The organism is Mesorhizobium sp. M7A.F.Ca.CA.004.12.1.1 (genome assembly GCF_003997835.1).
GTDB lineage: Bacteria > Pseudomonadota > Alphaproteobacteria > Rhizobiales > Rhizobiaceae > Mesorhizobium.
The window spans coordinates 1-3,446 of record NZ_RZRK01000669.1 but is presented as its reverse complement, the minus strand read 5'-3'; the positions used below and the strand labels follow the sequence as shown (position 1 = coordinate 3,446).

Genomic DNA, 3,446 nt, shown 5'->3' with positions numbered 1-3,446 from the left:
GGCGCAACGGCTGGCACCTTCTCCCTGGCGCGCCCCGCGGCAACAAAAGCAGCAGCCGGCGGCAGTGGCCCTTGCGTGGCGTGGCCGGCCAGCGGCTGGGAAGCAGGGCTTTTCACCGAAGCCGGCAATGCCAGGAGCGAAGGCGCGGAGGACGCCCCTTTGATCATGGATTGCGCAACGGCTTGCTCTGCTGGGCGAGTCGCGGCGTGTTCGACAACACGCTCGTGCTGCGGACGATGCTTCCTGGCCTCATAGTCCGGCGTGCGTGTAAAACGCACGTTGGGTGCAAGGAAGAAATATTCCTGCCAGGCAGGGCTCTCGATATCGCCGATTTTCGAAAGCGTGTCGTCCGAGCCACCCCGCGGCTCCATATAGGGCCGCTTGTTGCCACCGAGATCGACCACCGGCGCTGAATAGCCGGCCTGGCGTGTGGCGGGCTGCCGGCCGCCCGGCTCCTTGCGAGCCGGACGATCAAGGTCGCCTGCCGCAGAAGAACCTCGCTGACCACCCCTGTCGCCGATGCTCTCGGAGCGCTTCCCCTCGGGATCATCAGGCGATGCGGCCGTCGATAAATTGACCCGGGAAAAACGCTTGGCTTCCATTCTCAAGACTCACTCTGAAATGTCTGCCGAGCAATAGGGAGCGAGTGGTTAACAGTTGCTTCCCGGATGGATCGCCGACCATCCTGGGCACCAAAATCTTCGTGGTAATCGGCGAGCGACACGGCACGATCGTCGTCTCGCCGCATCCACGCCGGTGGCGCGATCTACTCGCCGTGCCGCAGCAGCTCGATGGGTATCTTCGGACAATCCCTGTTCGGAATCTGGCTCTGTTCGAGAATCTGGTCATGATCCCGCGATCACCCCATCATGCCTGGGGCGCCGGACCGTTTCCGTGAAGCGATGAGGTGCGCTAGCCGGTCTTGCCGTGCCGGACAAGGTCCTGGGCAATGGACAGCTGCAGCGCTTCCGCCAACTCTCGCGCAGCGCGATTCTCGGCGTCGATCTGCGCCCGGTATGCGGCGAATTCCTGACGCGGCCTGTCGAAGGACGAGGTGATCGAACGCTTGCCGGATGCGATCACCACGCCGGTCTTCGCATCGGCCAGCGTATAGCTGCCGGTCAGCGTCACGGAACCGGCGGTCGGTTCGTCTTCATCCGTTCCGACCTGCACGAGTGCCGCGGACTCGACCGCTTCGGTCACGCCGAGATTGAGCGAATAGACCGGCGAGGCCGGCTCGCCGGCGCCTCGTCCAAACCCGAAAATCAGATTGTTGCGCACCTGTTGGCCGTAACGCGTATTGACCGGCTTGATGCCGATCAACGCCAGTTCGGCACTGGCACTGGCCTGCGAACCCGACAGTGGCGCGCTCGAATAGAGCGGCCGCACCGTGCAGGCCGAGACAAGCGCGAGCGAACCTATCAGGCCGGCAAGCGCAATGCGGCGCAGCAAATGGTTCAACTCTGTCTTTTCCCGATCAGGCAACGACATTGACGATCCTCTGCGGCACGATGATCACCTTGCGCGGAGCCTTACCTTCAAGTGCTTTCTGCACGAAGTCGAGAGCCAATACCGCTTTTTCGACCGCACCTTGGTCCGCGTCGCGGGCAATTGTCAAATCCCCCCGCTTCTTGCCGTTGACCTGTACCGGATAGGTGACTTCGTTGTCGACCACCAGCGCCGGATCGAAGACCGGCCAGGGCCGTTCGGCAACGAGATCGGTGCCGCCAAGCGTTGCCCAGCACTCCTCGGCCAGATGCGGCATGATCGGCGCGATCAGATGCACGAGAATCTCCACCGCCTGCCGACAGGCGCCTTTCAGCGCTGCATCGGCCTTGCCTTCGGCCACCTCGTTGAGCGGCGTGGTCAGCGCGTTGGCCAGTTCGTAGATGCGGGCGATGGCGCGGTTGAAAGCGAGCTTCTCGATATCCTCTCCGACCGCCTTCAGGATCTTGTGCGCGGCCTTGGAAACCACCGCGGCCTCGCCGCTGCTGGCCGCTAAGGGCTTGATGCCGGCCAGTGTTTCGGCCGCCGTCGACACCAGGCGCCAGATGCGCTGGATGAAGCGATGCGCACCGGCAGCGCCATCGTCGGTCCACTCGACATCGCGCTCGGGAGGAGAATCGGACAGCATGAACCAGCGCGCCGTATCGGCGCCGTAGCCATCGGTGATGTCTTCCGGGCTCACCGTGTTCTTTTTCGATTTCGACATCTTTTCCAGCGGGCCGATGGTGACGGCCTCGCCGGTGGCGATGTCGATGGCGCTGCGCTTGCCGTCGACGTCCTCCAGCCGAACTTCGGTGGGCGCCAGCCAGCGGCCATTCGATGCCGAGCCGACGCGATAGGTTTCGTGCACCACCATGCCTTGCGTGAACAGGCCCTTGAACGGCTCGGCCAGATCGACATGGCCGGCCTCGCGCATGGCGCGGGTGAAGAAGCGCGAATAGAGCAGATGCAGGATCGCGTGCTCGATCCCGCCAATATACTGGTCGACCGGCAGCCATTCGTTGGCCGCCTTGGGATCGGTCGGTTCATGCGCCCACGGCGCGGTGAAGCGGGCAAAGTACCACGACGAATCGACGAACGTGTCCATCGTGTCGGTTTCGCGCCGCGCATCCCTGCCGCATTGCGGACATTTCACATGGCGCCATGTCGGATGCCGGTCGAGCGGATTGCCCGGGCGATCGAAATCGACATCGTCGGGCAGCTTCACCGGCAGGTCCACCTTCGGCACCGGCACCACGCCGCAAGCCTCGCAATGGATCATCGGGATCGGGCAGCCCCAGTAGCGCTGGCGCGAAATGCCCCAGTCGCGCAGGCGGAAATTCACCTTGCGCTCGGCCATCGGCCGGTTGCCGATGGTCTTCTGCTCCAGCAGTTTGGTGACTTCGTCGAAAGCCTGATCCGGCTTCATGCCGTCGAGAAAGCGCGAATTGATCATCACGCCGTCATCGACATAGGCTTCGTCGATGATCTGGAACGTCGCCGGATTCTCGCCTTCCGGCATCACCACCGGAATCACCGGCAGGCCGTATTTGTTGGCGAAGTCGAGGTCGCGCTGGTCGCCGGACGGACAGCCGAAAATGGCGCCGGTGCCGTATTCCATCAAAACGAAATTGGCGACATAGACCGGCAGCGTCCAGTTGTCGTCAAACGGATGGACGACGCGGAGGCCGGTGTCGAAACCCTTCTTCTCAGCTGTCTCCAGCGCCGCCACCGAGGTGCCCATATGGCCGATATCCTCAATGAACTTCGCCAGCGCCGGATTGTGCGCAGCGGCCTTCTTGGCCAACGGATGATCGGCGGCGACAGCCATGAAGGAAGCGCCGAAGATGGTGTCGGGCCTTGTCGTATAGACTTCCAGCTCATGCTCGCCACCAGAGGCGTCGGCCAGAGGCCAACGGATCAGCAGGCCTTCCGAGCGGCCGATCCAGTTCTGCTGCATC

At 63.2% G+C, this 3,446-nt stretch carries 2 protein-coding genes and 1 pseudogene; all 3 read right to left on the bottom strand.

The window, feature by feature from the left end; genetic code table 11:
• A pseudogene (locus EN984_RS27340) lies at nt 1-602 on the bottom strand (DNA translocase FtsK); the annotation flags it as partial.
• A gap of 310 nt (nt 603-912) precedes the next feature.
• Complete coding sequence (lptE, locus tag EN984_RS27335; protein ID WP_127269446.1) at nt 913-1,491, bottom strand: LPS assembly lipoprotein LptE; 579 nt, start codon at nt 1,489-1,491, stop codon at nt 913-915.
• Nucleotides 1,478-3,446 (bottom strand): leucine--tRNA ligase (gene leuS, locus EN984_RS27330; protein WP_127384091.1); only part of this gene is annotated, 1,969 nt, incomplete at its 5' end. The genes lptE and leuS, both read right to left, overlap by 14 nt.